Source organism: Micromonospora xinjiangensis (assembly GCF_056150165.1).
In genome coordinates this window covers 278988-301921 of the sequence record NZ_JAXCFO010000003.1, presented here as the reverse complement: position 1 = coordinate 301921, position 22934 = coordinate 278988, and the positions used below count along the sequence as shown (strand labels likewise).

Annotated in this window: 21 protein-coding genes; 10 read left to right on the top strand and 11 right to left on the bottom strand. The window is 72.9% G+C overall.

Translation table 11 applies throughout. From position 1 onward, the window contains the following. The first annotated feature begins 163 nt into the window (after positions 1 to 163). Positions 164 to 1996, top strand: coding sequence for an NHL domain-containing thioredoxin family protein (locus SM573_RS13275; RefSeq protein ID WP_474616181.1), 1833 nt, complete (start codon positions 164 to 166; stop codon positions 1994 to 1996). A gap of 39 nt (positions 1997 to 2035) precedes the next feature. Here SM573_RS13275 and SM573_RS13270 read toward each other — a convergent pair whose 3' ends face one another. From SM573_RS13270 to SM573_RS13260, 3 genes are read right to left on the bottom strand one after another with little or no spacing between them, the layout of a single operon-like run. Continuing rightward, on the bottom strand, positions 2036 to 2788 hold the full coding sequence (locus SM573_RS13270; protein ID WP_474616180.1) for a LamB/YcsF family protein: 753 nt from the start codon (positions 2786 to 2788) through the stop codon (positions 2036 to 2038). Further along, complete coding sequence (locus SM573_RS13265; protein WP_474616179.1) at positions 2772 to 3629, bottom strand: 5-oxoprolinase subunit C family protein; 858 nt, start codon at positions 3627 to 3629, stop codon at positions 2772 to 2774. Before SM573_RS13265 ends, SM573_RS13270 begins: the two co-directional genes overlap by 17 nt. Next, on the bottom strand, positions 3626 to 4294 hold the full coding sequence (locus tag SM573_RS13260) for a 5-oxoprolinase subunit B family protein (protein ID WP_474613311.1): 669 nt from the start codon (positions 4292 to 4294) through the stop codon (positions 3626 to 3628). The genes SM573_RS13265 and SM573_RS13260 overlap by 4 nt, the downstream gene beginning before the upstream one ends. Positions 4295 to 4401: 107 nt before the next feature. Between SM573_RS13260 and trhA the strand changes: the two genes are divergently transcribed. Then, complete coding sequence (trhA, locus tag SM573_RS13255; RefSeq protein ID WP_474613312.1) at positions 4402 to 5079, top strand: PAQR family membrane homeostasis protein TrhA; 678 nt, start codon at positions 4402 to 4404, stop codon at positions 5077 to 5079. Between the two features lie 61 nt (positions 5080 to 5140). Here trhA and SM573_RS13250 read toward each other — a convergent pair whose 3' ends face one another. Continuing rightward, the gene (locus SM573_RS13250; RefSeq protein ID WP_474613313.1) at positions 5141 to 5431 is read right to left on the bottom strand and encodes a DUF6458 family protein; all 291 of its coding nucleotides are present in this window, start codon (positions 5429 to 5431) and stop codon (positions 5141 to 5143) included. A 113-nt stretch (positions 5432 to 5544) separates the two neighbouring features. On the opposite strand from SM573_RS13250, the gene SM573_RS13245 reads away from it, so the two are divergent. Continuing rightward, on the top strand, positions 5545 to 6081 hold the full coding sequence (locus SM573_RS13245; protein ID WP_474616178.1) for a SixA phosphatase family protein: 537 nt from the start codon (positions 5545 to 5547) through the stop codon (positions 6079 to 6081). A gap of 39 nt (positions 6082 to 6120) precedes the next feature. Here the strand turns inward: SM573_RS13245 and SM573_RS13240 are convergent, their stop codons facing one another. From SM573_RS13240 to SM573_RS13225, 4 genes are all read right to left on the bottom strand, one after another. Next, a complete protein-coding gene (locus SM573_RS13240) occupies positions 6121 to 6390 on the bottom strand; it encodes a DUF6458 family protein (RefSeq protein ID WP_076468661.1) in 270 nt (89 codons plus the stop codon). A 231-nt stretch (positions 6391 to 6621) separates the two neighbouring features. Beyond that, entirely contained in the window at positions 6622 to 8478 is a 1857-nt protein-coding gene (locus SM573_RS13235) for an acyl-CoA dehydrogenase (protein WP_474616358.1), read from the bottom strand. A gap of 181 nt (positions 8479 to 8659) precedes the next feature. Continuing rightward, positions 8660 to 9787, bottom strand: a complete 1128-nt coding sequence (locus tag SM573_RS13230) for a PP2C family protein-serine/threonine phosphatase (protein WP_474613315.1) — start codon at positions 9785 to 9787, stop codon at positions 8660 to 8662. Between the two features lie 100 nt (positions 9788 to 9887). Beyond that, the gene (locus SM573_RS13225; RefSeq protein ID WP_474613316.1) at positions 9888 to 10523 is read right to left on the bottom strand and encodes a septal ring lytic transglycosylase RlpA family protein; all 636 of its coding nucleotides are present in this window, start codon (positions 10521 to 10523) and stop codon (positions 9888 to 9890) included. Positions 10524 to 10803: 280 nt separating this feature from the next. Here SM573_RS13225 and SM573_RS13220 point away from each other — a divergent pair, with 280 nt between their 5' ends. Then, entirely contained in the window at positions 10804 to 11355 is a 552-nt protein-coding gene (locus SM573_RS13220) for a phosphoribosyltransferase (RefSeq protein WP_474613317.1), read from the top strand. A 15-nt stretch (positions 11356 to 11370) separates the two neighbouring features. Here SM573_RS13220 and SM573_RS13215 read toward each other — a convergent pair whose 3' ends face one another. Further along, on the bottom strand, positions 11371 to 11892 hold the full coding sequence (locus SM573_RS13215; protein WP_474613318.1) for an alpha/beta fold hydrolase: 522 nt from the start codon (positions 11890 to 11892) through the stop codon (positions 11371 to 11373). Positions 11893 to 12062: 170 nt separating this feature from the next. Here SM573_RS13215 and SM573_RS13210 point away from each other — a divergent pair, with 170 nt between their 5' ends. Then, positions 12063 to 12479, top strand: coding sequence for an ASCH domain-containing protein (locus SM573_RS13210; protein ID WP_474613319.1), 417 nt, complete (start codon positions 12063 to 12065; stop codon positions 12477 to 12479). 42 nt (positions 12480 to 12521) lie between these two features. On the opposite strand, the gene SM573_RS13205 is transcribed toward SM573_RS13210, so the two are convergent. Further along, positions 12522 to 13400: an LLM class flavin-dependent oxidoreductase gene (locus SM573_RS13205; protein WP_474613320.1), complete on the bottom strand. Its 879-nt coding sequence runs from the start codon at positions 13398 to 13400 to the stop codon at positions 12522 to 12524. Between the two features lie 65 nt (positions 13401 to 13465). Between SM573_RS13205 and SM573_RS13200 the strand changes: the two genes are divergently transcribed. From SM573_RS13200 to SM573_RS13180, 5 genes are all read left to right on the top strand, one after another. Further along, positions 13466 to 14431, top strand: coding sequence for a hypothetical protein (locus SM573_RS13200; RefSeq protein WP_474616177.1), 966 nt, complete (start codon positions 13466 to 13468; stop codon positions 14429 to 14431). A 373-nt stretch (positions 14432 to 14804) separates the two neighbouring features. Next, on the top strand, positions 14805 to 16454 hold the full coding sequence (locus SM573_RS13195; RefSeq protein WP_474616176.1) for a hypothetical protein: 1650 nt from the start codon (positions 14805 to 14807) through the stop codon (positions 16452 to 16454). 117 nt (positions 16455 to 16571) lie between these two features. Continuing rightward, entirely contained in the window at positions 16572 to 17387 is an 816-nt protein-coding gene (locus tag SM573_RS13190) for an inositol monophosphatase family protein (protein ID WP_474616175.1), read from the top strand. Between the two features lie 119 nt (positions 17388 to 17506). Next, entirely contained in the window at positions 17507 to 18448 is a 942-nt protein-coding gene (locus SM573_RS13185; RefSeq protein ID WP_474613324.1) for an ATP-binding cassette domain-containing protein, read from the top strand. After that, the gene (locus tag SM573_RS13180; RefSeq protein WP_474613325.1) at positions 18445 to 19194 is read left to right on the top strand and encodes an ABC transporter permease; all 750 of its coding nucleotides are present in this window, start codon (positions 18445 to 18447) and stop codon (positions 19192 to 19194) included. Before SM573_RS13185 ends, SM573_RS13180 begins: the two co-directional genes overlap by 4 nt. On the opposite strand, the gene SM573_RS13175 is transcribed toward SM573_RS13180, so the two are convergent. Continuing rightward, positions 19178 to 22321, bottom strand: coding sequence for a BTAD domain-containing putative transcriptional regulator (locus SM573_RS13175; RefSeq protein WP_474616174.1), 3144 nt, complete (start codon positions 22319 to 22321; stop codon positions 19178 to 19180). The two genes, SM573_RS13180 and SM573_RS13175, sit on opposite strands and share 17 nt — an antisense overlap. Positions 22322 to 22934 lie beyond the last annotated feature (613 nt).

Genomic DNA, 22934 nt, shown 5'->3' with positions numbered 1-22934 from the left:
CCGGGTGCTCGCCCTGACGCCGCCCGCCACCCATCACCCCACATACACGGGGGGGGGGCCCCGGACGTCCTGGGCCCCGCCGCCGTTTCGGTGGCCACGATTGTGATCGAGCCCGCTCGGGGTACCGCCGGGTGCGGCCCGCCCGGTCCGGCAGACTGGGCCCATGAGCGCACGAGTACGGGCTCCTGAGCTGCGCGGCCGGGGCTGGCTGAACACCGGTGGCCGCGACCTCACCCTCGCCGACCTCCGCGGCAAGATCGTCATCGCGGACTTCTGGACCTTCTGCTGCATCAACTGCCTGCACGTCCTCGACGAGCTGCGACCGCTCGAGGAGAAGTACGGCGACGTCCTCGTGGTGATCGGCATCCACTCGCCGAAGTTCGAGCACGAGAAGGACGCGGACGCGCTCGCGGCGGCGGTCGAGCGCTACGGGGTCCACCACCCCGTGCTCGACGACCCGGAGCTGGGCATGTGGCAGCAGTACGCGGCCCGGGCCTGGCCGACCCTCTCCGTGATCGACCCGGAGGGGTACGTGGTGGCCACCATGGCCGGTGAGGGCCACGCCGAGGGGCTGGCCCGGCTCATCGACGAGCTGATCGCCACCCACGAGGCGAAGGGCACCCTGCACCGGGGCGACGGCCCGTACGTGCCGCCCACCGAACCGGAGACCACGTTGCGGTTCCCCGGCAAGGCCGTGCTGCTGGAGAACGGCAACCTGCTCGTCTCCGACTCGGCGCGGCACTCCCTCGCCGAGCTCGCCCCGGACGGCGAGAGGTTGGTGCGGCGGATCGGGGCGGGCGAGCGGGGCCGGGCCGACGGTCCGGCCGGCAGCGCCACGTTCTCCGAGCCGCAGGGGCTCTGCCTGCTTCCCGCGCAGGTCGCCGAGGTGGCCGGCTACGACCTGGTCGTCGCCGACACCGTGAACCACCTGCTGCGCGGGGTACGGCTCGCGACCGGCGAGGTCGTCACCGTGGCCGGCAGTGGTCGGCAGTGGCGTTCGACGGTCGACGACCACTCCCACGACGCCCTCGCCGTGGACCTCTCCTCCCCCTGGGACCTCGCCTGGTACGACGACAAGGTCGTCATCGCGATGGCCGGCATCCACCAGCTCTGGTGGTTCGACCCGGTGAAGCGGACGGCCGGCATGTACGCCGGCACCACGGTCGAGGCGCTGCGCGACGGTCCCCTGGCCGAGGCGTGGATGGCGCAGCCGTCCGGGCTCTCCGTCTCCGCCGACGGCGCCCGGCTCTGGATCGCCGACAGCGAGACCAGCGCGATCCGGTACGTGGAGAACGGGGTCATGGGCACCGCCGTCGGCCAGGGCCTCTTCGACTTCGGCCACGTCGACGGGCCGGCCGCGTCGGCGCTGCTCCAGCACCCGCTGGGTGTCTGCGCGCTGCCCGACGGCTCCGTGCTGATCGCCGACACGTACAACGGCGCGGTCCGCCGCTTCGACCCGGTCACCGACCAGGTCTCGACGGTCGCCGACGGCCTGGCCGAACCGAGCGACCTGGTGGTCACCCCCGACGGCGAGGTCCTGGTGGTGGAGTCCGCCGCGCACCGGCTCACCCGACTGGCGCCCGGCGCGCTGTCCGCCGCCGGCGCCAGCACCGTCGACGGGCCGCGGCACCGCGCGGAGCGGAAGCCGACGGACGTCGCGGCCGGTGAGCTGACCCTGGACATCATCTTCACTCCGGCACCCGGCCAGAAGCTCGACGAGACGTATGGTCCGTCGACCCGGCTGGTGGTCTCGGCCTCCCCGCCGGAGCTGCTCCTGGAGGGTGCGGGGACGAGCACCGAGCTGTCCCGCCGGCTGGTGGTCAACGGCGACGTCACCGACGGCGTGCTCCAGGTGACCGCTCAGGCGGCGACGTGTGACGTGGACGTGGAGCACGCGGCCTGCCACCTCACGCGGCAGGACTGGGGCGTGCCGGTGCGGGTGGTCGGCGGTGGGGCGGAGCGGCTGCCCCTGGTGCTGCGCGGGCTCGACGCCTGATTCGGGTGGCAGGGGCCCCGGACGCGGGGCCCCTGCGCGTCAGCCGGTGAAGGGCGCGAGCGCGACGCCGGCGTCGATCAGGGCGGCGCGGACCATCTCCGCGGCGGCGACCGCTCCCGGGCTGTCCCCGTGCAGGCAGATCGACTCGACCGGGCACGGGACGACGGTGCCGTCCACCGCCACCACGGTCCGCTCGGTTGCCATCCGGACGGCCCGCTCGGCGACCTGTTCCGGATCGGTGACCAGCGCTCCCGGGGCGTTGCGGGGCACCAGCGTCCCGCTGGGCAGATAGCCGCGGTCGGCGAAGCCCTCGGCGACCACCCGCAGCCCGGCACCGACGGCGAGCTGGGCGAGGACCGAGCCGGCCGGGCAGAGCAGCGGCAGCCGGTGGTCGTACTCGTTGACCGCCGCCACGAGCGCCGCCGCCTGCGTCTCGTCGCCCGACGCCGCGTGGTAGAGCGCGCCGTGCGGCTTCAGATAGCGCACCCGCACCCCGAAGACCCGGCAGAACGCGTCCAGGGCGCCGAGCTGGTAGATGGCCTCGTCGCGCAGCTCCGCGAAGTCGTACGCGATGTGCCGCCGGCCGAAGCCGGCCAGGTCCCGGTAGCCGACCTGGGCGCCCACGGCGACCCCGCGCCGCGCCGCCTGCTCGCAGACCCGGCGCATCGTGGACGCGTCCCCGCCGTGGAAGCCGCAGGCGACATTCGCGGAGGTGATCAGGCCCAACAGGGCGTCGTCGTCGCCGAGCCGCCAGATCCCGAATCCCTCGCCGAGGTCAGCGTTGAGGTCCATGGAACCTGACGGTAGTGCCTGGGCCGGCCTGCGCGAGCGGGGTCACGTCGGCCACCACCCCGATGACCGGGTAGCCGCCCGTCGTGGGGTGGTCGGCGAGGAAGATCAGCGGCTGGCCGTCCGCCGGCACCTGCACCGCGCCGAGCACGATGCCCTCGCTGGGCAGCTCTCCGGGGACCGCGCGAGGCAGCGGTGCGCCGGCCAGTCGCGCACCGACCCGGTTGCTCACCGGGCTCACGGTGTACGCCGTGCCGAAGAGCCGTTCGACCGCGACCGGGGCGAACCAGTCGTCGCGCGGGCCGAGCCGGACGGCGAGCCGTAGCTCGTCGCGCGGGGCGGGACCGACGGTCAGGTCGACCGGCGGAGGTGGGCCGGCCGGCACGCCGAGGGGTAGCCGGTCACCGTCGCGCAGTGGGGGCGGCCCGAGCCCGGAGAGCGTGTCCGTGGCCCGGCTGCCGAGCACGGGCGGCACGTCGACACCGCCGGAGACGGCCAGCCAGTTGCGTACGCCGCGCCGGGCGGGCCCGACGTGCAGCACCGCCCCGGCCGGTACGGAGAGCGGCCGACCCGTGTCACCCGGTCGGGACCCGACCCGCACCTGCGCCTCGGCCCCGGTGACCGCGACGGTGGCCGCCCGGGTGAGCCGTAGCACGCAGCCGGTGACGGTGAGCTCCAGGCCGGCGGCGCTCTCCGGGTTGCCGACCAGCCGGTTGGCCAGCCGCAGCGCCGCCGGGTCGAGGGCACCCGAGCGGGGCACCCCGAGGTGCGCGTAGCCGGGCCGGCCGAGATCCTGGACGGTGGTGAGTGCTCCGGCCCGGAGCACGTGGAGTTCGGCGGTCACGGCACGACCGGCCGGAGGCGGACCCGGGTGCCCGGGGTGAGCCGGGCGGGCGGGTCGGCGGCGACGTCGAAGAGCACCAGTTCCGTCCGGCCGACGAGGCGCCACCCGCCCGGTGACGCGCTCGGGTAGATCCCGGCGTACGGGCCGGCGAGGGCGACCGATCCGGCCGGGACCCGGGGGCGGGGTGTGGGCAGCCGGGGCAGCGCCAGCTCGGCGGGGAGCCCGGTCAGGTAGGGGAAGCCGGGGGCGAAACCGCAGAACGCCACCCGGAACTCGGTGGCCGCGAGCCGCTCGACGACCGCCGGCACGGTCGTGGACCAGTGCGCCGCGACGGCCGGCAGGTCCTCGCCGTCGTACGTCACGGGGACCTCGACCGGGTCGGCGACGCGCCCGACGGTGGCCGAGCGGGGCGTCCAGCGGGTGAGCAGCCGGGCGGTCGCCACCGGGTCCGGTACGCCGTCGAGCAGGACGGTCGCCGCCGCCGGGACGATCTCCGTGGCGGTCAGCTCGCCCCGCTCCCGCCGGCGGATCAGCTCCGCCCGCCACGCCTCCACCCGGGCGGCCGCGTCGGCTCGGACGGCGGTGGCGACCCCGTCGGCGGCGGGCTCCTCGTCGGCCGTGAGATCGAGCAGCAGGGCGTGCGCCCCCACGGGTCGGATCCGCATCCCGCCATCTTCGCGGAACGGGCCGCGGCGCGGGCGGACCGTCGCCCGTGGACGGGGTGACGAGACGCACTACCTATAGGTAACCTACGGTGCCGTAACCTGATTACGTGACGACCTCCGCACCGCTTCGGCTCAAGCCGACCGACATCGGTAAGCCGCGGATGCGCGGCTGGCTGCACACGTACGCGTTCTTCGTGGCCGTGATCTGCGGGATCGTGCTCTGCGCGATCGCCGCGGGCCGGCCGGGCTGGGCGCCACTGGTGAGCTGTGCGATCTACAGTCTCACCGTCTGCGGCCTCTTCGGCACCAGCGCGCTCTACCACCGTCGGGTGTGGTCGGAGCGCGGCTACCAGATCATGCGCCGGATGGACCATTCGATGATCTTCGTGTTCATCGCCGGCACGTACACCCCGTTCTCCGTGCTGCTGCTGGACCGGCGGATGGCGACCGTGATGCTCTCCGTGGTCTGGGGTGGCGCTCTCGCAGGTGTGGCGCTGAAGGTGGTCTGGCCGCACGCCCCGCGCTGGGTCTCCGCGCCGCTCTACCTCGCGCTCGGCTGGGTGGCGGTGGCGATGCTGCCGCAGATCCTGCACGGTGGCGGGGTGACCGCCCTGGTGCTGCTGCTCGTGGGCGGTGCCGTCTACAGCGTCGGCGCGGTCTTCTACGCGCTGCGCCGGCCGAACCCCTGGCCCACCGTCTTCGGCCACCACGAGTTCTTCCACGCCTGCACGCTGGTGGCGGCGCTCTGCCATCACATCGCGATCTACTTCGCCCTCTTCGCCTGAGCGGGCGGCAGGCACGCTGAGGGCCCCGCGGAGACCCGCGGGGCCCGAGGCAGAGGGTCGGTCAGACGGTGCGGCCCGGGCGGCGCACCTCGCGGTACTCGGCCACGACCCGGTCGTCCTGCACCGGCACCACCCGGTCGGTCACGACCCGGTCGGTACGCGCCGGAGCGGTGGTCACCACCGTGCGCCGGCGGCTGTTCCAGAAGTACAGCGTGACGAGCAGCGCCGCGACGCCGGCGAACATCAGCACCCACCCGACCACGGCCAGGTTGAGCCAGCCGAGGTCGGCCTCGACGGCGAACGCGAAGATCGCGCCCAGCGCGATCAGGAAAATGCTGCCACCAATGCCCATGGTCGTCTCCTCGGCTCTCAGCTGGCGTAACTTCCCGCCGCGGCCATCGGTGAGGTTGCGGCATCCATCGACTTACCCCGGCACCGTGATCGCCAATCGGGCAAGCTGGTGGCATGACGGACGCCGACGCTTCGGAACGGACGCTGGTGCTGCTACGCCACTCGAAGGCCGAGCAGACCGAGGAGGGGCCGGACGCGGACCGGGCGCTCACCACACGCGGCCGGGCCGACGCGGAGTCGGCGGGCGCCTGGCTCGCCAAGCACGGCCTGCTCCCGGACGTCGTGCTGTGCTCGCCCGCCCGGCGGACCCGTGAGACGTGGCACGGTGTCGCCATGGGCATGACCGGTTCGCCCCCGGAGGGCGGTTCGGCCGGGCCGCGCCCGGACGTCCGGTACGAGGCGGACGCGTACGAGGCCCACCCTGACGACCTGTTGGCGCTGATCCGCCGGGTCGACCCGACGGCCGGCACGGTGCTGCTGATCGGGCACAACCCGGCGGTCTCGCTGCTCTCCGCGCTGCTCGATCCGGCGCGGGCGGACCAGGAGGGGCTCCGGACGACCGGCATCGCGGTGCACCGACTTCGCGGCCGGTGGGCAGACCTCGACCGGGGCGCCGGCGGGCTCAGCGAGTCGCACACCGCACGCGGCTGAGCCACCCGCCGGTGGGCGGGTGGCTCAGGCGTACGGGGCTCAGGAGGGCGGCGCGGTGGGCGGTGGCGGGTCGGGTGGCGGCGGCATCATCGCGGTGGGATGAGACAGCCGGTTCTCCTCCACGATGAGCGTCCGTGCCCGCTTGCGCCGGTCCTGCCAGTACCAGAGGGTGGTGAGCAGGACGGCCAGTCCGGCCAGGATGAACACCCAGCCGACCGCGCGCAGGTCGACCCACCAGACGTTGGCTCTGATGGCGAAGGTCAGGATCGCGCCGACCGCGATCAGGAAGATGCCGCTACCAATGCCCATGTCCGCTGGACTCCCCCGTGCGATGGGTTCGGGCGTGTTCCGACGTGGTCTCGCGGGGGTTACCCGTCACGGCGGCGGGCTATCCGGAGACCCGCCCGCAATGCGACGCCGGCCTCCGCCCCCGGGCGATCTCGCGACTCCGGCCCTCGATTCGGGCGTTTACCCCGAATTGTCGGAGCGGGGAGTGCGAGGCCGGGGGGACGGGGGCCGGCGAGGCCGGTGCGGTTCCGGTCAGAAGGCCTCTTCCGGGAGGTCCATGATGTCCAGGTCGGCACCCTCGATGATCCGCCGGTCGGCGCCGATGCGGGGCAGCACCTCGCGGGCGAAGAAGCGGGCAGCGGCCACCTTGCCGGTGTAGAACGCCTTGTCGGCGGCGGAGACCTCGCCGTTCAGCGCGCGCAGCGCCACGTCGGCCTGCTTCTGCAGCAGCCACCCGACGACCAGGTCGCCGATCGCGAGCAGGAACCGACGGCTGCTCAGCCCGACCTTGTAGAGGGCGCGGGTGTCGCCGCCCTGTGCCTCACCCAACCAGCCGGTCATCACGCCGAGGATGTTCTGGATCTCGGCGAGCGCCTTGCCGAGCGCCTGCCGCTCCTCCTTGAGCTGGCCGTTGCCGCCCTCGGTGGTGATGAACTCCTGGATCTCGGCCGCGACCGCCATCAGGGCCTTGCCGTTGTCCCGGACGATCTTCCGGAAGACCAGGTCGAGGCTCTGGATCGCGGTGGTGCCCTCGTACAGCGTGTCAATCTTCGCGTCCCGGACGTACTGCTCCAGCGGGTAGTCCTGGAGGAAGCCCGACCCGCCGAACGTCTGGAGCGCCTCGTGACCGAGCAGCTCGTACGCCCGCTCCGACCCGACGCCCTTCACGAGCGGCAGGAGCAGGTCGTTGACCCGCTTGGCCAGTTTGGTGGCCTTCTCGTCGCCGGCCGCCTCGGCGATGGCGACCTTGTCCTGCCAGGACGCGGTGTAGAGCACCAGGGCACGCAGTCCCTCGGCGTACGACTTCTGGAGCAGCAGCGAACGCCGCACGTCCGGGTGGTGGGTGATCGTCACCCGCGGGGCGGTCTTGTCGGCCTGCTGGACCAGGTCGGCGCCCTGCACGCGGCTCTTGGCGTACTCCAGGGCGTTCAGGTAACCGGTGGAGAGCGTGGCGATCGCCTTGGTGCCGACCATCATCCGGGCGTACTCGATGATCATGAACATCTGCCGGATGCCGTCGTGCTTGTCGCCCAGCAGCCAGCCCTTGGCCGGCACGCCGTGCTCACCGAAGGTCATCTCGCAGGTGTTCGAGACCTTGATGCCCATCTTGTGCTCGACGTTCGTGGCGAAGACGCCGTTGCGCTCGCCCAGCTCGCCGGTCTCCTCGTCGAAGTGGTACTTCGGCACCACGAAGAGGGAGAGGCCCTTGGTGCCGGGCCCACCGACGCCCTCGACGCCGACCGGCCGGGCGAGTACGTAGTGGACGATGTTGTCGGTCAGGTCGTGCTCGCCCGAGGTGATGAACCGCTTGACGCCCTCGATGTGCCACGAACCGTCCGGCTGCGGGATGGCCCGGGTGCGGCCGGCGCCGACGTCCGAGCCGGCGTCCGGCTCGGTGAGGACCATCGTCGAGCCCCACTGCTTGTCGATGAAGAGCTTGGCCCACTTCTTCTGCCGCTCGGTGCCCTCGACGTGCAGGACGTGCGCGAAGGACGGGCCGGAGGCGTACATCCAGACGGGAGCGTTCGAGCCGAGCACCAGCTCGGCGAGCGCCCACCAGAGGGCACGCGGAGCGTTCGTGCCGTCCAGCTCCGACGGGAGGTCGAGCCGCCAGAACTCCGACTCCATGAAGGCCCGGTAGGACTTCTTGAACGACTCCGGCAGCGGGGCGGTGTGGGTGGCCGGGTCGAAGACCGGCGGGTTCCGGTCACTGTCCGTGTAGCTGGCGGCCAGGTCCTCGCGGGCGAGGCGGTCGACCTCGGCGAGGATGCTGCGTGCGGTGTCGACGTCGAGGTCGGAGTACGGCTCCCGGCCGAACGCCCGGTCCGCCCCGAAGACCTCGAACAGGTTGAACTCGAGGTCCCGAAGGTTGCTCTTGTAGTGGGTCATGCTCACTGGCCCCGCTTCCGGACACGTGTTACCGATCAGTAACCCAGACTCTATTACCGGCAAGTAGCCAGCGACAAGCCGATCACCGAAGTGAGGGGGATTACACACCAGGGATTCACCCGCCGGCCCGGCCGGCGACACCTCCACCGTCACGCCGCGTGACCGCGCCCACCGTCGGCGATCAGCTCTCGGCCGCGCCGACCTCCCAGCTCGGCACGGCCGGCATCGGGGCGGTACGCGGGCCCGCGTACTCCATCAGCACCAGGGCGATGTCGTCGTCGAGGCGGCCGTGCACCCACTCGACCAGCGCGGTCTCCAGCGAGGCCAGCCCGTCCGCGACCGTGCCGTGGCCGAGCAGCCGCCACGCCCGGTCGGCCGTCGGGAAGAACTCGCCGTCGCGGCGCGCCTCGCCCAGCCCGTCGGTGAAGAGGAGCAGCCGGTCGCCCGGCTCCAGCCGCTCGACCCGGGGCCGTACGACCGGCATGAACCCGAGCGGGGGCGCCGGCGCGGGTGGTTCGAGCGGGATCACCGCGCCCCGACGCAGCAGCAGCGGCGGCGGGTGTCCACAGTTGACGATGGTGAGGGTCCCGCCCCGCTCCTCGACCAGCGCGGCGGTGACGAAGTCCTCGTCGCCGACGCTGCGGGCCACCGCCCGGTCCAGGTCGGTGACGATGGCGCGCAGGTCGGCCCGCTCGTACGCCACGTGCCGGTAGGAGCCGAGCACGATGCTGGCCAGCCGGACCGCCTCCAGCCCCTTCCCCCGCACGTCACCGATGATCATGCGTACGCCGTACGGGGTGTCGACCGCCTCGTACAGGTCGCCACCGATCTCCGCCGCCGCCTTCGACGAGATGTAGCGGCCGGCGACCGCCAGCGTGCCCACCTGCGGACCGAGCGGGCGCAGCACGGCCTGCTGCGCCACCGCCGCGAGCTTGGACAACTCGGCGATCTGCTCGGCCTGCCGCTGGCGCACCGAGGCGACCGCGGCCGCGATGCCGGTGGCGAGGGCGATACCGGCCACGTTCACCCCGTTGACCAGGGAGATCGACCAGTCGCAGACGGCGAAGGCCGCGCCGATCGCGGTGGCCGCCACGCCGACGCCGAGCACCACCCGCCAGGACGCCAGCGCGGCGGCGAGGAACGGCGCGGCCACCATCAGCGCGATGTAGTGCGCCGGGCGCCCGTCCGCCAACTCGACGGCGGAGACGATCGCGAGCAGGGCGAGGGCCGCGCCGAGACCGGCGCGGGATCCGGGACTCAGTGGGCTACGGCCCGACTGGAAGGGATGCGTGCGTACGAGGGACAGCATGCCTGATGGACGTGAGCGGGTGAATGAACCTGGCCCGTCGTCCGAGAAGGTTCTGCCCGGCCGGCCCGTGACGCCGACCGTATCGCCGTCGGGCATCCGTTCAGCCGAGCACCTCGTACCGGACGGTCATCGCGCCCACGTCCAGCGAGGCGATGCTGGCGAAGGCGGCGCGGGAGAGGTCGAGGCAACGTCCGTCGATGAACGGGCCCCGGTCGTTGATCCGTACGACGACCGACTTGCCGTTCTCGGGGTTGGTCACCCGCACCCTGGTGTTGAACGGCAGGGTCTTGTGCGCGGCGGTCAGGGCGTCCGGGTCGAACGACTCCCCGTTCGCGGTCAACTGGCCGTCGGAGTAGAAGGAGGCGCCGCAGGAGCCGCTGTCCACCACCTTCGGCGCGGACGTCGTCTTCTTCACCGTCGGCTTCGGGGCGGCGGTGCGCGTCTTGCCCCGGGAGGCCGCCTGTGTCGAGCGGCTGGGCGCCGGGCTGGCGGTGGCGGTGGGTGTGGGGCTCGACGTGACGCTCGGGGTGGGCGACGCGGCCGGCGAGCTGGGAGCCGCACTGCTCGCCGCCACCGTGGGGGTGAGCTCGATGGCCACCGGCCGGGCGTCCGTACCCGAGGTCAGGTGCACCGCGCCGACGGTGCCGCCGGCGGCGAGCGCCACGCCGAGCGCCGCCAGGGCGGCGATCCCGGACGGCGAGGAGATCCTGCGGGTACGGGAGTGCCTACCAGCCACGAGCCCGGTCCTTTCGTCCGCTGTACGAGCCGGGTCGGACCGTAACGAGAGAAGTACTTCCGAAGTCAACGTGATCACGGTGGTATGCCCGTATTTGCTCGTATACGTGTAGCCGATCATCCGACCCGTGATCCACCGGCCGGGCCGGGCCACGACGGTCCGGGCCAGGCCCACCGGACCGGCCCGGAACGCCACCGACCAGGCCACCCAGCCTCACGCGACGCTCGCCGGGCCGGACGCCCTGTCGCGGTCCCGTGGTGCGCTGCCGGAGGATGGGCAGATGCCCACCGAGCTGACCGAACGCCTCGTCGAACTGTTCCGGTGGATCGATCCCGGCCCCGGCTCCACACACCTGGTCAGCGACGTCTCCGGCTGGTGGCGGGACCCGGCGGTGCTGGCCGCGCTCGGCCCGGCCCTGGTCGCGCCGTTCCGCGCCGAACGGCCCACCGTCGTGCTCGCCCCGGCGGTCACCGGCCTGCTCGTCGGCCCCCTGGCCGCCACCGCGCTCGGCGTCGGTTTCGTGCCCGCGCACAAGCCGGGCGACGGTCGACTGCCGGCCGGACCGCTCACCTGGGCGCAGAGCCCTCCGGACTTCCGGGGCCGCCGGGTCGACCTGGCCGTCCGGGACTGGCACCTCGGCCCCGGCGACCGGGTGCTGGTGGTGGACGACTGGGTGGCGACCGGCGCCCAGGTCCGCGCTCTCTACGACATCTGCGCGGCACGCGGCGCCGAACCGGTGGGCACCTCCGCCGTCGCTGTCGACTGCGACCCGCAGGTCGCCGCCGACCTACGAATCCGCGGCCTGGTGACGGGGACCGACCTGCACGACTGACCCGCCCGCCGCCGCTCAGATGATCTGGACGAACTCCTCGATCGCGGTGGTGGCCCGGCCCAGCGCGTGCGCCGAGCGGACCAGCGGCCCCGGCAGCATCAGCGAGTGGTCGGCCTCCGGAATCTCCACCAGGTGCGGAGTGAGGCGGCGGGCCAGCGCACCGTCCCAGGTCTTGTCCGCCGCGCCGCCGACCAGCAGGAACGGGGCGGTGGCCCGCTCCAGGGCGTCGACCACCTCCGGTTCGTGCAGCAGCGGCGTGAGCCAGACGGCGGGCAGCGCCCGGTCGACGGCGAGCTTCGCGGCGAGGCTGCCGAGCGACTTACCCACCAGCAGGTCCGTCGGCTCGTCCAGGGTCGGCGTGACCCGCTCGACCACCCAGGGGCCGCTCTGCGGAACGGCGAGCCCGCCCGGGAACTGCCAGGAGATCTCGTGGACGCGGAAGCCGGCGCGGCGCAACGACTCCCCGGCGTACGCCAGGAGCGGGGCCCGGGTGTCGTAGCCCGAGCCGGGAATGAGCACCGCGCGTCGGTCCGCCATGACCGCCTCCTGGTCGTCGTCGACTGGACTCTCCGTCACGGTACGCCGGCAGCCGGGCCGCCGTGGCCCGCGAGCCGACGCGCGGGGACCCGGTCGCGAGAAGTGACGTCGGGTTGCCCGGGCACGAAAAGCGGCGGCGCGGCGGCGTGGGCTGACCTAGCCTCGGCAGGATGTGGCCTCGGATCGGCGGATTGCGCACGCTCGCCCTCGGCACCCCCGGTGAGCTGCGGGGCACCCTCAACTCCCTGGTGCTCGCCGGCGTGAAGACGGCGACCGCCGGCCTGCTCGGCGAGTACGCCGAGGAGGGCGAGGAGCTGGAGCGGATCGGCGAGCGACTGGTCCTCGTGGACGACGAGGACCGTCTCGTCGGGGTTGTCGAGGTCACCAGCGTCGAGGTGGTCCGGTTCGCCGACGTCACCTGGGACTTCGCCCGCGCCGAGGGTGAGGGGGACCGCTCGATCGAGGACTGGCGCGCTGGTCACTCCCGTTACTGGGCGCGCCTGGGCACGCCGGTCACCGACGACACGGACGTGGTCTGCCTGCGCTTCCGGCTCCTCCCCACGGACGACGGCGTCATCGGCACGTGACGCGTCGCCGGCACGGGCGCGTCACGTCGCTCGCCGCGCGGCTCAACCCCGCAGCTCGGGCAGCAGCCGGGTGGCGACGTCCACGAGGATCTCCTCGTCCCCGGCGTACCAGCTGCTGGCCCGCGGCCAGTGCGTGGCCACGTCGGTGAAACCCAGCTCGGCGGCCCGCCCGACCTGGTCGGCGAAGAACTGGGCGCTGCTCAGCGAGAAGACCGGTGCCGCGTCGAGGGACAGGTGACGCTCCACCGTGGCCGGATCGCGTCCGGCCTCGTCCAGCGTCCGGTCCAGCCGGGCCGCCAGCTCGGCCACCCCGGCCCACCAACTCTCCAGGTCGTCGCCGCCGGTGCCCGTGGTGACCCAGCCCTGACCGAAGCGGGCCACGAGACGCATCGAGCGCGGCCCGTTCGCGGCCAGCACGAACGGCACTCGCGGAGTCTGCACCGAGCCGGGGTTGCTCCGGGCGTCCACCGCGGCGAACCACTCGCCGCGCCACGTCGTGCCGTCCTCCCGCAGCACGAGGTCGAGCAGCTCGACGAACTCCGCGAACCGGTCGACCCGCCGCCGCGGTGGCAGCGTCTCCCCGCCGAGCACCTCGGCGTCGAAGCCGATGCCGCCGGCGCCGATGCCGAGCAGCAGCCGCCCGTCCGAGACGTCGTCGAGCGCGGTGATCTGCCGGGCGAAGGCCGCCGGGTGGCGGAAGTTGGGCGACGCGACCAGGGTGCCGAGCCGGATCCGCGACGTGACGGTCGCCGCCGCGGTGAGGGTCGTCATCGAGTCGAACCAGGGGCCGTCGACGAGGTCGCGCCAGCCCAGGTGGTCGTACGTCCAGGCGTGATCGAAGCCCCACTCGTCCGCCAGCCGCCAGCGCCGCTGCGACTCGGCCCAGCGCTGGTCGGGGAGGATCACGATGCCAATCCGCATGATCGCAGCCTAGTCGGCCCGCGGTGGCTGTTGAGCCGGTGCGGATCGTCGATGTACCGTCCGGCGTGCGCGCACACCTGGGCCGCTACCGCAGCCGTACCGTCGTCGTCTGGGCCGTGCTCACCGCGGTGATCTGCGGCCTGTTCAGCGCGGCGCTCGCCACCTGGCTCGCCTGGCAGACCGCCCGGCCGCTGCCGGACCGCGCGGAGACCAGCACGGTCGTCGCCGAGCTGCTGCCGGGTCACCACGTCGGCGACATCCAGCCCGCGTCCGCGCTCTTCACCTTCTACTCCCAGCCGCTGCGGCCACGACACCTGCGTGCGCTGCTGCTGTTCGACGGCGGTGAATACCAGGAGGGCGCGGTCGTGGCCACCGCCCACGCCGCGCCGCCGCCCGCCCAGCGGGAGACCCTCGCGACCGCCCAACGCCGGCTCGACGAGACCGGCTGGCGGACGTACCCGCCACACGTCCAACCCGAGCTGGTCTGCCGGGCCGACGGGTGCACGCCGGTGGCGGGTTCGGACAACATCAGTCTCGTGGCCCGGCGGGGGGACACCACGGTCGAGCTGTGGCTGCCCGCCAGGCCGTCGATCGACGACACGTACCTCACCGTGACGCTGCGCCGGGTGACCCCGCCCGCCGTGCTGCCCGCCGGCATCGTCGGCGGCCTGTTCGGCGCTGCCGCCGGGTGGCTGATCTTCGCCTGGGCGCGCCGTCGGACGGAGCGGACCGGCGCGCGGGGGGTCACCGTCCTGTACGCGCTCACCATGCTGTCCTGGTGGGGTCCCGTCCTCCTCGCCGCGCCGCGGATGCTCGCGCACCACCGCGAGGAGCCGCACCCGGTCTGGCACCCCCTCTGGAAGTGGCTCGGCCAGCCGGATCTCCTCCTCCTCTTCGCGGTCGGCGCGGTCTGCGGGCTCGTCGCGCTCACGCTCGCCGCGCCGCCCCGGCGCTCCGGCGCACCGAGCTCCACCCGGTCGGCGCCGTCGCCCTCGGCTGTCGGGCCCGGCCCAGGCACGCCCCCCATCTGACGGCGGCCGCCGGCCTCGGCGCCGGACGCGCCGCTTGGGCTTCGAGCGGACGGTGACGGCACCGCGTGGAACCGGGCGGGCGGGACGGCCCACCGCCTCGTAGGACCGGCACACCTCGACACGGGTGGCCTCCCGCTGGTACGTCCGACCGGCCACCTCGTACCGGTAGTGGGTGGTGGTGCCGTGCCCCTTCGTCACCCGATCGTGGACGATCGCCCGCGCCGGCCACCCGTCCTATGTGTAACGTCCCCGGACGGGCCACCGCCTGTACCCATGGAGCGACGATCTTGTCGCCCGCCCGGCGACGGCCCCGTCCACGGGTGCCGGTCCGCCGTGGCATTCACGGGGTCATCGACCGAAGGGAGACCGCGGCGTGCGGTTTCGCACAGCAATCGGTTCAGTTCTGGCATCGACGCTGGTCGTGGCGGCCGGCATCGTCGCCACCTCCGCACCCGCCTCGGCGAGGGACTCGGCGACGCTGCTCGACGGCGTCACGGGCCTGAACGACGTGGCCGCCGGTGGCGGCAAGGTCTTCGTCTCCGCGAACGACCGGATCGTGGTGGCGGACACCCGGGGCGCGGTCACCGGCACCGTCACCGGTGTCGCGGGCGCGACGGGCCTGGTGATGGCGGCCGACGGCAGCCGGCTCTACGCGGCGTCGAGCGGCTCGAACGAGGTCGTCGAGATCGACACGGCAACCCTCGCCCCCACCCGGCGAATCGATCTCACCGGCTACCCGTTGCCCACGAACCTGTGGCTGTCCGGCGACCAGCTCTGGGTCGGGTACGGCCGCGCCAACGAGTGGGTCGGCGGCATCCTCGGCCTCGACCTGTCGGTGGCGGCGCCGGAGCCGGTCCGGATCGCCGACCGGATGTACGGGGCGCCGCTGGTCGCGGCCACCGGCACCACGGTGGTCGCCGGCGAGCAGGGCATCAACCCGGGCAGCCTGCGGGTGTACGACGTGAGCACCACCCCCGCGACGCTGCGCGGCGTCATCAGCGGGCACGACCACGGCCTGTCCAACCTCACCGACCTCGCCATCACCGCGGACGGCTCGACGGCGATCTCGGTCTTCGCCACCTCGGGTTACGACGTCTGGGACACCACGAGCCTGGCCAAGGTCCGCACCTACGGGACCGAATCGGAGTACCCGGGCGCTCCGGGTGCCATCGCGCTCGCCCCGGACGGCACCCACGTCGCCGGGGCCTTCTACGGCTCGTACCTCGGCGCGCACGTGGCCGTGTACGACGCGGCCACGACGGCGAAGACGTACCAGACCAACATCCGCAACGGTGCCGACCTGCGCACGGGTGCTCTCGCCATCACCGGTGACGACGCGTTCGCGCTGCTGGAGGACAGGTTCCGCGGGCGGTACTACCTGTGGCGTGTCGAGGGTGCGACCCTTCCGGCGTCCACGCTGAGCCTGGCGGCCACCTCCGCGGCCACCGCGCTCGACCCGCTCACCCTGACCGGCCGGCTCACGCTGGCCGACGGCTCGGCTCCGGGCGCCCAGCCGGTCGAGGTCACCCGACAGCTGCCCGACGGCACGAGCGCCACCGTCGGTCACGTGACCACCGCCGCCGACGGCACGTTCACCGCCACCGTCACGCCGCCGGTGAGCGGGACGGTCACCTACGGCGCCATCTGGGACGGCAACGCCGACTTCCGTTGGAGCACCACCTCGACCGACGTCGCCGTGGCCCAGCACCCCACCACGCTGACCGTGACCGGGCCCGCGACGGGGAGCGCCGGCAAGGCTCTCCGGTTGACCGGCACGCTGCTTCCGGCCGGTGACGTCACCGCCCCGTCCGGCACGATCGTCGTGGTGCGGGCGGTCACCAACCGGAGCGGCTACACCACCACCGAGCTGCCGCCGGTCACCCTGACCGACGGGTCGTTCACCGTCACCGACACGCCACCCGTCGGCGGCCAGTACACCTACCACGTCCGGTTCGACGGCGACGCCACCTACGCGTACGCCTACACGACCCACGATGTGGAGGTCCGCGGAGGCGGCAGGTAGCGGCTTCCACAGGAACGACACGGTGCCCGTCCGGCCCCTGCCGGGCGGGCACCGTGTTTCTTGCGTCGTCCCCCGCCGACCGCCGCTGCGCCACCACCGGCTGACTATCCTGCGCCCATGCCGGACACAGACGCGGAGGTGGCGGTCGCGGCCGCGCAGGCGGGGGCCGCCGTCGTACGCGACCGGTACGGGACGGCCCTGGAGCGCTTCCGGAAGTCGGGGGACGACTTCGCCACCGCCGCCGACGTCGAGGCGGAGCAGGCCATCCTCGGCGTGCTGCGCGCGGCCCGGCCGGACGACGCCGTGACCGGCGAGGAGAGCGGACGCACGGGCGCCGCGGAATCGGCGCGCAGGTGGCTCGTCGACCCGTTGTGCGGCACGCTGAACTACGCGGTACGCACCATGCTGGTCGCCGTGAACGTCGCGCTGCGCACGGGTTCGGCGGTCCGCGTGGCGGCCTCGGCCGACCCGTTCACCGACGAGGTGTTCTGGACGGAGGGCGGCCGGGCGTACGTGCGGCGCGACGGTGTGGACGAGCCGCTCACCCCGTCGGCCGAGTCCCGGCTCGTCGACGTCAACCTCGACCCGCCGTTCCCGAACGCCCCCCGCTTCCGGGCCGCCCGGCTGCTCGCCGAGCCGGGGTTCGCCGAGCGCTTCCGTCCCCGCGTCGTCTCCACCACCCTCGCGGTGGCCTGGGTGGCGGCCGGCCGCCGGGCCGCGTACGTCACGGACGGCGACCTTCGGGACAGCGTGCACTTCGCCAGCGGCATCGCCCTCTGCGAGGCCGCCGGATGCGTGGTGACCGGCATCCACGGTCAACCGCTGCACACGGGCGCGGGCGGGCTGATCGTGGCGGCGGACCGGGAGACGCACGACGCTCTGCTGGCGCTCGCCGAGAAGCAGTCGCCGCCTGGTCTCGACGACGCCTGGTAGGCGATTCGCGTCCTGTCGGAACGGCCCGGCCGCGCGACGAGCCCGTGTCAGAGCCCGTGTCAGAGGCGGTGTCAGGGCCGTGTCAGGGCGGTGACAGGGTGGACGCCGATCGTGGCGGCATGAGAAATTCAGCGATCCACGTCTCCGGGCTGCGGAAGGCGTACGGAGACAAGAAGGTGCTCGACGGCATCGATCTGGATGTCCAGGCGGGAACGGTCTTCTCCCTGCTCGGCCCGAACGGGGCCGGCAAGACGACCACCGTCAACGTGCTGACCACGCTGGTGAAGGCCGACAGCGGCACCGTACGCGTCGCCGGACACGACGTCGCGACCGAGGCGAAGGCGGTGCGGGCGGCGATCGGTGTGACCGGTCAGTTCGCCGCGGTGGACGAACTGCTGACCGGGCGGGAGAACCTCCAGCTGATGGTGGACCTGAGCCGGACGCCCACCAGGGACGGCAGACGGGTCGTCGCAGAGCTGCTGGAGCGGTTCGATCTCGTGGGGTCGGCGGACAAGGCGGCGTCGACCTACTCCGGGGGCATGCGGCGCAAGCTCGATCTCGCGATGACGCTCGTCGGCAACCCGCGGATCATCTTCCTGGACGAGCCGACGACCGGACTGGACCCACGCAGCCGCCGCACCATGTGGGAGATCATCCGTGACCTGCTCGCCGACGGGGTGACCATCTTCCTCACCACCCAGTACCTCGAGGAAGCCGATCAGCTCGCCGACCGGATCGCGGTGCTCGACCAGGGCCGCCTGGTGGCCCAGGGCACTCCCGACGACCTCAAGCGCCAGGTTCCCGGCACCCACGTGCGGCTCCGGTTCGCCACCGTCGCCGAACTCGACGCGGCCGCGCGCGTCCTCACCGACTCCCGGCGCGACGACGAGGCGATGGTCCTGCGAGTCCCCAGCGACGGCGGAACGAAGTCGCTGCGGGCCCTGCTGGACCGGCTCGACGAGTACGCGATCAGCGCCGAGGGGTTCTCCGTGCAGACCCCCGACCTCGATGACGTCTTCCTCGCCCTGACGGGCCGTACCACGGAGGTGGCCGCGAAATGAGCGCCAAGTCCCACTCGATCGTCATGCTGCGTCGCAACGTCAAGCACATCGCGCGGAACCCCACCTCGGTGTTCAACGCGGTCCTGATGCCGATCGTCATCATGCTGATGTTCGTGTACATGTTCGGGGACGCCTTCGACGTCGGTGTCGACTACATCGACTACGCGACGCCGGGGCTGATGTTGCTGGCCGTCTGCTACGGGCTGGGGGCCACCGCGACGGCGGTGAACTCCGACATGACGAAGGGCATCATCAACCGGTTCAAGGTCATGCACGTCTCCCGGGGCGCGGTGCTCAGCGGCCACGTCATCGCCACCGTGCTGACCAACCTCATCGCCATCGGGGCGCTCGTCGGGGTCGCCTTCCTGCTGGGATTCGACCCGTCGGCGAGTCTCCTGGACTGGCTCGGCGCGATCGGCGTCATCGTGCTGCTCGGCTTCGCGGCCAGCTGGCTCACGGTCGCCCTGGGCCTGTCCGCGAAGTCTCCGGAGACGGCGGGTCTGGCCTCGGTGCCGCTGGTCATGCTGCCCTTCTTCAGCAGCGCGATCGTGCCGGCGGAGAAGATGGGGCCGGGCCTGCGGCAGTTCGCGGAGTACCAGCCCTTCACCCCGATCATCGAGACCCTGCGGGGCTTCCTGAACGGGACGCCGTCCGCCGGTGACGTGATTCCCGCCCTCGCCTGGTGCGTCGGCATCGCCCTCGTCGGCTACCTGTGGGCGCGTTCCACCTTCACGAAGCGAGCGTGACCTCGACCAGCTGACCCCAGCCCGTCCGGGTGCCTTCGAGCGCCGCCTCGGCGAACTTCTCCTCGCCGAGGCGGCGCCGCGCCGTCTGTTCGATCCGGAGCACGTCCGGGTGGGCCCGATCCGGCATCCCGCGCACCGCGGCACTCGCCGCGAGCAACCGGGCGGCCTGCTCCGGTTGGTCGCGGCGCAGCGCCAGGTCCGCGACACCGACGAGCACCTGCGCCGTCAACGGTGCGTACCCGGCCTCGAGCGCCGCCCGGCACGCCGCCGCCCGATGGGTGCGGGCCTCGTCGACGTCGTCGGCCAGATAGCCCAGCAGGTCGTGTGTCCCCGCCCGGATGCCCGCCAGCCCCGCCTCCTCGCCGAGCAGGGCGGTCATGGCCCGGAGCTGCTCGTACGCCTCCTCGGCGTTCCCGCGCCAGCGCGCCAGCTCCGCCTTCGACAACGCCAGTTCGGCCAACGCGCCCGGCCAGGTGACCCGCGCCGCGCGCCGTTGCGCCTCGGTCACGGCGGCGGCGCTGGCGTCCTCGTCGCCCAGCAGCCAGTACAGCCGCGCCTGCCGCGACCGCATCCGGATGACGTCCTCGACGGCGCCCACCTCGGTGACCGCCGCGATCGCCTCCTCGTAGTGCTCGCAGGCGGCCGCGTACTCACCGCGTACCGCGATCAGCTCCGCCAGCTCGGTCAGCGCGAACGAGGTCCCGAACCGTTCGCCGAGGGCCCGGAACTCGGCGAGCGCCTGCCGGAGATGGTTGTCCACGTCCGGCCCGTCGCGGCCGAGGATGATCCGCATCTTGCCGAGGTGCAGCCGGGCCAGCGCGCGTACCCAGGGGTCTTCGTGGTCCAGCAGCGTCTCCCAGGCGGGCAGCAGCGCGTCCGGCTCCCGCAGCATGCGTTCCAGCGGGACGACGAGCGCCAGCCCCGGGTGACTGCCCCGGCTGCGCACACTGAGCCGGTACGCCTTGTGGATCCACTCCGCCGCGTGCTGCGCGTCGCCCGGTCCGGAGTTCAGGAAGAGCACCACCAGCGCGTACACCGTCGCCCGGATCTCGTCCGGCACCTCGCCGGGCACTCCGGTGGCCGCGGTGACCAGCTCCATGCCTTCGGTCCGGTGACCGCCGAGCCACCAGTACCAGCCGGCGCCCGCCGCCAGGCGCATCGCCGCCGGTGCCTCGCCCGCCGCGAGCGCACCCCGCATCGCGGACCCGATGTTGTCGTGCTCGGCCTCGAGCACGGCGAGCCATGCCACCTGGTCGGCGCGGCGCAGCCGCGGCTCCGCGGTCTCGGTGAGATCGGTGAAGTAGGCGAGATGCGCCTGGCGCGCCAGCTCCGACTCTCCCGCCTCGGCGAGCCGGTGCGCGGCGTACTCCCTGATCGTCCCGAGCATCCGGTAGCGCGGCGCGCCGCCACCCTCGGCGACCAGCAGCGACTTCTCGGTCAGCGCGGTGAGCAACTCGAGCACGTCCTCCCGCTCGACCGCGTCGCCGGCGCAGACCCGCTCGGCCGCGTCCAAGCTCGCTCCGCCGGAGAACACCGAGAGCCTGCGCAGGACCGTCCGTTCGGCGTCGGTCAGCAGCTCCCAGCTCCAGTCCACCATCGCCCGCAGCGTCCGGTGCCGGGGCAGGGCGGTACGGCTGCCGCCGGTCAGCAGGCGGAACCGGTCGTCGAGCCGCTCGGCGAGCTGATCGAGCGACATGGTGCGCAACCTGGCCGCGGCCAGTTCGATCGCCAGTGGCATCCCGTCCAGTGCCCGGCAGACGCGCGCCATCATCGACGACGTGTGGGCGTCGACCGCCAGATCCCTGCGCACCGCGCTCGCCCGGTCCCGCAGCAGACGGACGGCGGGAGAGGCCTCGATGCCGCCCGGGCCGGCGTCCTCGTCCGGCAGGGTCAGGGGCGCGACCGGCCACAGCGTCTCACCGGTGATGCCGAGCGGTTCCCTGCTCGTCGCGAGGATCCGCAGTCGCCGGCACTCGCCGAGCAGTCGGTGGGCGAACGCCGCCGCCGACTCGATCACGTGCTCACAGTTGTCGAGGATCAGCAGCGCCTCACGCTCGCGGACGGCGGCGACGAGCCGGTCGATCAGCTCCGCGTTCGGCGCCCCGCCGAGCAGGGTGTCCCGGAGGCCGAGCCCGGCGAGCGTCGCCTGCACCACGTCGCCGCCGGCGCCGATGGCGGCGAACTCCACCAACCAGGCGCCGTCGGGCAGGTCGTCGAGCAACCCGCGCGCCGTCTCGACGGCCAGCCGGGTCTTCCCCGAGCCACCCGGCCCGATCAGCGTGGTGAGCCGGTGTTCGGCGACGAGCGCGCGGACCGCGGCGACGTCGGCCTCCTTGCCGATGAAGCTGCTCAGCTCGGCACGCAGGTTGGTCTTCCGGTTCTCCTCCCGCCGTCCCACCTCGCCGCGCAGCAGCGCGACGTGCAGGGCGGACAGCTCCGGTGAGGGGTCGACGCCCAGCGTGTCGGCCAGGGTCTCCCTGGTCCGCTGATACACCAGCAGCGCCTCGCTGGCGCGGCCGGCCGCGGCGAGCGACCGCATCAGCGCGGCGACGAGCCGCTCCCGCACCGGGTGCGCGGCCACCAGGTCGGTCAGTTCGGCGACCAGCTCCGTACCGTGGCCGAGGGCGACCTCCGCGTCGAACCGGTCCTCGAGCGCGGTCAGGCGGAGCCCCTCGAGCCGGGTGACCACCGCGTCGAGCACGGCGCTGTCGGGCAGGCCGACGTCCTGCATGGCGGCACCGCGCCACAACGCCAGGGCCTCACGCAGCAGTCGGACCCGCACCGCATCGTCGCCGTTCCGGGCCCGGCTCGCGGCGACGAGGCGTTCGAACCGCACCGCGTCGACCGTGTCGGGTTCCACCGTGAGCCGGTAGCCGTCCGTCTGCCCCTCGATCACCCCGGCCGGAAGTACCTTTCGCAGCCGGGAGACCAGGCGGTGCAGAGAGTTCGTGGCGTCGGCGGGCGGGTGCTCGCCCCAGATCCAGTCGACGAGCGTGGCCTTCGGGACCACCCGACCGGCTTCGAGCGCGAGGGCGATCAACAGCCCGCGCAGCCGCGCGCCCGGCACGTCGGTGAGGGCTCCGTCGTCCGTACGAACCTCGAACGATCCGAGCATCCCGATCTGCACGCGGCAGATTGTGCCAGGGCCGGCGTTCCCCGGACGAGCCCGAACCCTCGGGTGGCAACGCCGTGCGGTCGGTTTCGGGAGGAGTCAGTCGTCGTGCTCGCCCCGGGCGCTGCCAGCCAGCGCAACGCCGAAGGCCCCGGGGGACTCGCGTCCTGACCGGGGCCTCGATCGTGGAGCGGGTGACGGGAATCGAACCCGCACTGTCAGCTTGGGAACTGGACAAGATCGGATCTCGTGCTGGGTAGACGCTGGTCCTCCGGTCCTGGGCGGCCTGGCATGGCCCCTTGTGGCACCGCTTAAGGCCCGTGGATGGCCCGGCAGCTTCGGCTGCCGCTGGCTGAGCGGCCTGCGGGTTGGGAGACAACCACGGATGGTCGGGGTTCCGCTGCCTCCCTCGGACTGGGTGATCGTCAGTGTTTGTGCAACCATGCCGCAATGTCGCGTGCACGCCTGCTGACAGTCGCCGGAATTCTCCTAATGCTGGCTTCGTGTCTGCTTCCGTGCCTTACGTTCTGGAACGGAATCACCCTGCCTGATCAGGACCCGACACCTGAGGCTATTCAGCAGCAGAACGCAGAGGAGCTCGCGTTCGAGCAGAGGTTCCAGCTGGCCG

Coding starts and splice junctions, on each gene's coding strand:
- SM573_RS13275 (WP_474616181.1), top strand. CDS start 164: ATGAGCGCACGAGTACGGGCTCCTGAGCTGCGCGGCCGGGGCTGGCTG.
- SM573_RS13270 (WP_474616180.1), bottom strand. CDS start 2,788: ATGGACCTCAACGCTGACCTCGGCGAGGGATTCGGGATCTGGCGGCTC.
- SM573_RS13260 (WP_474613311.1), bottom strand. CDS start 4,294: ATGCGGATCCGACCCGTGGGGGCGCACGCCCTGCTGCTCGATCTCACG.
- SM573_RS13250 (WP_474613313.1), bottom strand. CDS start 5,431: ATGGGCATTGGTGGCAGCATTTTCCTGATCGCGCTGGGCGCGATCTTC.
- SM573_RS13245 (WP_474616178.1), top strand. CDS start 5,545: ATGACGGACGCCGACGCTTCGGAACGGACGCTGGTGCTGCTACGCCAC.
- SM573_RS13240 (WP_076468661.1), bottom strand. CDS start 6,390: ATGGGCATTGGTAGCGGCATCTTCCTGATCGCGGTCGGCGCGATCCTG.
- SM573_RS13235 (WP_474616358.1), bottom strand. CDS start 8,478: ATGACCCACTACAAGAGCAACCTTCGGGACCTCGAGTTCAACCTGTTC.
- SM573_RS13230 (WP_474613315.1), bottom strand. CDS start 9,787: ATGCTGTCCCTCGTACGCACGCATCCCTTCCAGTCGGGCCGTAGCCCA.
- SM573_RS13220 (WP_474613317.1), top strand. CDS start 10,804: ATGCCCACCGAGCTGACCGAACGCCTCGTCGAACTGTTCCGGTGGATC.
- SM573_RS13215 (WP_474613318.1), bottom strand. CDS start 11,892: ATGGCGGACCGACGCGCGGTGCTCATTCCCGGCTCGGGCTACGACACC.
- SM573_RS13210 (WP_474613319.1), top strand. CDS start 12,063: ATGTGGCCTCGGATCGGCGGATTGCGCACGCTCGCCCTCGGCACCCCC.
- SM573_RS13205 (WP_474613320.1), bottom strand. CDS start 13,400: ATGCGGATTGGCATCGTGATCCTCCCCGACCAGCGCTGGGCCGAGTCG.
- SM573_RS13190 (WP_474616175.1), top strand. CDS start 16,572: ATGCCGGACACAGACGCGGAGGTGGCGGTCGCGGCCGCGCAGGCGGGG.
- SM573_RS13185 (WP_474613324.1), top strand. CDS start 17,507: ATGAGAAATTCAGCGATCCACGTCTCCGGGCTGCGGAAGGCGTACGGA.
- SM573_RS13180 (WP_474613325.1), top strand. CDS start 18,445: ATGAGCGCCAAGTCCCACTCGATCGTCATGCTGCGTCGCAACGTCAAG.